Source organism: Gemmatimonas sp. (genome assembly GCF_031426495.1).
GTDB lineage: Bacteria > Gemmatimonadota > Gemmatimonadetes > Gemmatimonadales > Gemmatimonadaceae > Gemmatimonas.
In genome coordinates this window covers 1-5,723 of record NZ_JANPLK010000065.1, presented here as the reverse complement: position 1 = coordinate 5,723, position 5,723 = coordinate 1, and the positions used below count along the sequence as shown (strand labels likewise).

Sequence of the window (5,723 nt, the reverse complement as noted above, 5' to 3'; positions counted from 1 at the left end):
TCATGGCAGTTCATGGGGTCAGTGTCGTTGAAACGCCGTTCAACGACTCTGACCCCTTGAAACTACTCGGCCGATCGACAGGCGAGTTTGGCGGGGGCTGGGTAGTGACTCACCCGTCGGTGCGAAACGCTCAAGAGCGAGGTATACTCCCCACATGAGCGTGCACGAAGAACTCCCTCGCCGCAACGTAGTTCCGATGCGCCTGTTTCGGCTCGGTGAGGAGCCGTCCGACGATCTCACGAGCAGCACGAGCGCGGAAGAGCGATTCGAAATGGTTGCCATGCTGTCGGCGCGCATGGCTGAGTTCAGTCCGACACCACCGCCATCGCCAATGCCTCGCGGGCACCCCGTGCGCGTTGTGCGGCTGTGATCGGCCGGGCACTTCCTGCCGCGCAACCTGTGGGTGTCGGAATCCGCGCGCTGGCTGGATCAACAGTTTGGGCCGGTCCAGGGAGCGTGAACTCGTCAAAGGATGTCGTGACGCACGCTCGTCCGATCGCATCGGCGCGGATGGCACGCGTCCTCATCGCCGTCGTGGTGATGGTGCTGCCGCTCGCGCCGGCGTTCGCCCAGCAGACCACCGTCATCACCGGACCGCCCGCACCGGTGGCCCCGGCGGTGATCACTCGCGACTCCGCGCAGCACGCCACGGTGCGCGCCATCAAGCTCGCCGCGCCACTCACGCTCGATGGCGTGCTCGACGAAGCCGTATACACGAAAGAAGCACCGTTCGGCGGCCTCATTCAGGTCGCACCTGACGCCGGAGCACCGGCCACCGAGCGTAGCGACATCTGGATCACCTACGATGATCGCAATATCTACCTGTCCTGTCGCTGCTACGACGCGTCACCGCCCGCGGAATGGATCGTGAACGAGCTGCGGCGCGACACCGGTGGACTGCGCAACAACGAACATATCGGCGTGCTCTTCGACACGTTCTACGATCGCCGCAGTGGGTTTGCGTTCTACACCAATCCACTCGGCGCGCGCGCCGACTACTCCATTATCGACGAAGGTGCCTCGAACACCGACTGGAATCCGGTGTGGACGTCGAAGACGGGCCGCTTCGATGGCGGATGGACGGTCGAGATGGCGATTCCGTTCAAGTCACTGCGCTATCGGGCGGGCCAGAATCAAGTGTGGGGCATGCAGATCCGGCGATCCGTGCGGCACAAGAACGAATGGGACTATCTCACGCCCGTCCCGCGCATTCTGGCCGGGCCGCAGGCACTGAATCGCGTGTCGGCTGGCGGTACGTTGGTGGGTCTCGATCTGCCCGAAGCCGGCAAGAACATCGAAGTCAAACCGTATGTGGTCGCTCGCACTACCACCGACCGTGTGCGCACGCCGGTCATCAACAACAGCGTGGGCAGCGAAGTCGGCGGCGACATCAAGTATGCCGTCACGCCCAACCTCACGGCGGATCTCACCGTCAATACCGATTTCGCGCAGGTTGAGGCCGATGAGCAACAGGTGAACCTCACGCGATTCAGTCTGTTTTTTCCCGAGAAGCGCGAATTCTTTTTGGAAGGTCGCGGTATCTTCGACTTCGCACGCGGCGGCAACGGCGCATTTGGCGGCAGCGGCGGCGCCGATACACCACAGCTGTTTTATACGCGGCGCATTGGCCTCGACAATGGCGGTGTGGTGCCGATCAACGTGGGCGGCCGACTCACCGGAAAGCTGGGCAAGTACGCCATCGGCCTCATGAACATCGGCACGTCGGGCGACGCGGCGTTCAAGGCCGACCCGACCAACTTCACGGTCGTGCGTGTGAAGCGCGACGTGCTGCAGCGCAGTTCGATCGGCGCCATGATCACCAACCGGTCGGTCGCCGCGTCGCGCAGCGGATCGAACACCGTGTATGGTCTCGATGGCGCGTTCCTGCTGTCGCAGGCACTCACGGCTGGTGTGTACTGGGCGCAGAGTCAGACCACCGGTGTGACCGGTGACGATCAGAGCTATCAAGGCCGGTTGGACTACAGCGTGGACCGGTTCGGTGCGAAAGCCGAGTTTCTTGGCGTTGGGCGCAACTTCGATCCACAAGTTGGCTTTCGCCGACGCTCCGACATCAACCGGTCGTTCGGTGAAGTGCGCTTCAGTCCTCGGCCGGCGAATCAAACGGTCGTGCGCAAGTTCACCGGGACCGCATCGGGTGAGTACGTCGAAAATGGCTTGGGAATCGTGGAGACGCGTGTGTGGCGCGGACACGTTGACACCGAGTTTGCCAACAGCGATGTGGTCGGGCTCGACGTCACGCGCAACTACGAATTTCTGCGCCAGCCCTTCACGCCATCGGGCGCGCCATCGGCCATCGCGCCGGGTGGATACGGATTCTCCGACGTGTCGCTGTCGTACGGCTTTGGCGCGCAGCGTCGGGCGTCGGGCACGATTCGCGTGCAGGCCGGACAGTTCTACGATGGCACGATCCGTAGCATCACGATCGGCCCGGGCAGCACGTTTTCATCGGCACGCATTGCCATCCTGCAACGGCTTGCGTTGGAGCCCACGTTCTCGATTACGCGCATTGAGCGTCCCACGTCGTCGTTCACCACACGGCTCGCCCGCGCACGCGTGGACTACGGGTTCACGCCGCTGATGTTCGCGAGTGGGCTCGTGCAGTACAACTCGGCCGACCGTGCGTTCAGCACGAACCTGCGCTTTCGCTGGGAATACGCGCCGGGTAGCGAGCTGTTTCTCGTGTACACCGATGAACGCGATGTGCGCGACGACCGCTACGCCACGCCGACCACGGTGCGTGGGCTCAAGAACCGCGCGCTCGTGCTCAAGATCAATCGACTGTTCCGGTACTAGGTCATCGACGCGATGGAGATTCACACCGACGTCATCGACTTCGGCAAAGGACAGCCGTCGTTGTCGCTGCTGCCGATCGTAGCCTGGCGCACGGCGACGGACCATTGTCTCGCCCAGGGCGATGCCGGCCTGCTGCAGTACGGCGCGGACGAGGGCGATGCGGAATTTCGAGGCTCGCTCGCGCAGTTCCTGAGCCGGCGATACGCCCTGCCGGTGACGGCGGCGGAGCTGGTGTATCGGCCGGCGCCTCGCAGGCGCTCGATCTGGTCTGCACCCGATTCACGCGCCCGGGTGACACGATCTTCGTGGAAGAGCCGACCTACTTTCTGGCGCTCAACATCTTCCGCGATCACGGGCTGCAGGTGGTCGGCATTCCCATCGACGGGGATGGCATCCGGATCGATGCCCTGCAGTATGCACTGGTGCAGCACCGCCCCGCGTTTCTCTACACCATTCCGTCGTTCCAGAATCCGTCCGGGACCACGATGTCGGCGGCTCGACGCGAGCAGCTCATGGCCGTCAGTCGGACGCACGACCTGCTCGTCGTCGCCGACGAGGTCTATCAGCTGCTCGACTTCGGCACCCGACCACCGCCGCCGCTCGCGGCCTACGTGCACACGGCGCGCGTACTCTCGATCGGCTCATTCTCCAAGATTTGCGCTCCCGGGCTGCGGCTCGGGTGGATGCAGGGCGCGCCTGCCGTTCTGCACACCATCACGCAATCGGGCGTCGTGCAAAGCGGCGGCGGGTTGAGTCCGTTCGTGTCGGGCGCCATGCGGAGCATGCTCGATCTTGGACTGGCCGATACGGTGCTCGACGGCCTACGAGGCGTGTACGCCCAGCGATCGGCGGTGCTCTGCCGCGCGCTACGCGAGCTGCTGCCAGCCGTGACGTTCGTCGAACCCACGGGCGGCTACTTCGTGTGGGCACAGCTGCCGGCGGGGTACTCGGCGGCGGAGCTCCTGCCCGTCGCGAGGTCAGGTGGCGTGGTCTTTCACTTGGGCACGAGGTTCAGCAGCGGCGGCGGGCTCGAGCAGCACATACGATTGAGTTTCGCGCACTACGACGGGCCGACGCTGGCGGACGGGGTGCGACGACTGGCAAGCGCGCTGGCCTGACGCGCGCTTCGTGCGGGAAAGGTGATTGCCGTCCCAGCAAGCAACTGCCCACCGGGGGTCGACACGAATGACCGCGAATGAACAGCAGCCCGAAACTCCCGGGGTTCATCCGCGGATCTTCGTGCCAATTCTTGGTGAAGTATTCTTCTGACGTTAATCGCCCGCTGTATTTGGTGCACCATAACAGTTCGGTGATGACTTTTCGTATGCCGACGTGCTGGCGGTGGCATGGCACGCGTGATGACTGCCGCGTGAGCCAACTCGGCTCCTCTCTACACGCCAAACTGCGTGAGATGATGATCGAGGTGCTTCGAGAAGAGCACGTTCCACTCAGCGGCCGTGAGCGGTCCGAACGACGGCGATTGCCGACCTTCGAACGCTGAGGCCCCGCCGCTTGCCACCCGTCGGACATATGCGATCAGGCGGGCGCGCTCGTGGGAGAAATCGCGCGCATCCTTGATACGGAAGGCCGGCGCGGTGGGGGTGTTGCGTGGATACGGCGCCAAGCCCACGACCTTGTCCTTCACCATGGTACGCAACACCCAGCGAAGCAGCGGATTGGGTCGTGGGAACTGTCCGGTATAGACCATGTCGTAGGCCACGTTGCAGTGCGCCAGCATCTGGGCGACCGACATCTTCCCCCATAGCGGCGTGCTGTCAGGCGTCAGCGCCTCGATGCGGCGGATGGCAACATCCGCTTCCGCGTGATCGAACAGATTGGGATACGTCGGCGTCATGACGAGATGATCACGCGGTGCTCCCCTTAGGGCAAGGTACCGCGCGTGACGGCGGCGCTCGCGAGATCGGCCGTGCTCCGCCTGGGGCAGGTTATGCATCGGTGTAGCATGTTGATCCATCCTGCTGACCGTCCTCGTCGTCACGCCCGTGGGTCGGAGCCCATGAGCGACACCCTCGCGCGCCTGCCGCGATGCGCGCGTTGAGGGCATTGGGCGGCCAAATCGCCTGTGGCCGATATTGACCTGTTTGATTGGTCAAGGTATATTGACCGCATATGGCGACCATCCCGATCTCCGAAGCGAAAGCCAAACTGGCCGCCCTCGTGCGGGAAGTCGCGGCATCCGGCGAGGGCTACGTGATCAGCGTGAACGGCCACCCCATGGCCGAGCTTCGCCCATTCGTGCCCGTTCCCACACCGGGGCGCTTCAAAGACGCGATTCGCTTCAGCGATGACGCCTTTGCGCCGCTCTCCGACGAGGACGCCGACGCCTCGGGGCTATGACCGATCTCGTTCAGCCGCTGCTGCTCGACACGGTCGCGTTCATCTTCTGGCACGCCGATAGCCCGCGCCTGTCACCATTGGCCCGTTGCGCAATGCTGGAGGCACCACAGCGCACGGTGTACGTGAGCGCCGCCAGCGCCTTCGAGATCGCGACCAAGGTGCGGCTCGGGAAACTGACCGTCCCTCCGGCCATGCTCAACGACTTTGCGTACGTCGTTGAAGCGGATGGCTTTCGATTGCTCGACGTCGACGCAGCGTCGGCGATTCGCGCGGGGCAACTCGAGAGCGCGCATCGCGATCCCTTCGATCGCCTGATCGGCGCCCAGGCACTCGCGATCAAGGGAGCCGTCGTGACCAACGACGCTGCCTTCGCCGACCTCGGCGTCGACGTGTTTTGGTAGCGTCGCGTAGACGCCACGCGTACTTCGCCCGTTCAAGGGGTCCGTTCAAGGGGGCAGAGTGGGTGAAAAGCGCTTGGTGGGACCCGCCCGTGGTTGGCTGAGTCCCCCGGTAAGCCGGCGGTCGCAGGCACTGACCCCGTGGTCCGGGCG

General features: G+C 64.1%; 6 protein-coding genes. 5 read left to right on the top strand and 1 reads right to left on the bottom strand.

The genetic code is table 11. The annotated features are described in order from the left end of the window. Positions 1-154: 154 nt before the first annotated feature. The 3 genes from RMP10_RS16670 (at position 155) to RMP10_RS16660 (ending at position 3,932) form a co-directional block, all read left to right on the top strand. Positions 155-370, top strand: coding sequence for a hypothetical protein (locus tag RMP10_RS16670; RefSeq protein ID WP_310571303.1), 216 nt, complete (start codon positions 155-157; stop codon positions 368-370). 140 nt (positions 371-510) lie between these two features. Beyond that, the gene (locus tag RMP10_RS16665) at positions 511-2,814 is read left to right on the top strand and encodes a DUF5916 domain-containing protein (RefSeq protein WP_310571302.1); all 2,304 of its coding nucleotides are present in this window, start codon (positions 511-513) and stop codon (positions 2,812-2,814) included. 104 nt (positions 2,815-2,918) lie between these two features. Beyond that, entirely contained in the window at positions 2,919-3,932 is a 1,014-nt protein-coding gene (locus RMP10_RS16660) for a PLP-dependent aminotransferase family protein (protein WP_310571301.1), read from the top strand. Between the two features lie 272 nt (positions 3,933-4,204). On the opposite strand, the gene RMP10_RS16655 is transcribed toward RMP10_RS16660, so the two are convergent. Next, complete coding sequence (locus tag RMP10_RS16655; RefSeq protein WP_310571300.1) at positions 4,205-4,669, bottom strand: DUF1569 domain-containing protein; 465 nt, start codon at positions 4,667-4,669, stop codon at positions 4,205-4,207. A gap of 275 nt (positions 4,670-4,944) precedes the next feature. On the opposite strand from RMP10_RS16655, the gene RMP10_RS16650 reads away from it, so the two are divergent. Both RMP10_RS16650 and RMP10_RS16645 read left to right on the top strand, forming a co-directional pair. Next, positions 4,945-5,172 carry a type II toxin-antitoxin system Phd/YefM family antitoxin gene (locus RMP10_RS16650; protein WP_310571299.1) on the top strand — a complete coding sequence of 76 codons (228 nt, stop codon included), beginning with the start codon at positions 4,945-4,947 and terminating at the stop codon, positions 5,170-5,172. Next, entirely contained in the window at positions 5,169-5,573 is a 405-nt protein-coding gene (locus tag RMP10_RS16645; RefSeq protein WP_310571298.1) for a type II toxin-antitoxin system VapC family toxin, read from the top strand. The genes RMP10_RS16650 and RMP10_RS16645 overlap by 4 nt, the downstream gene beginning before the upstream one ends. The last annotated feature ends 150 nt before the right edge of the window (positions 5,574-5,723 follow it).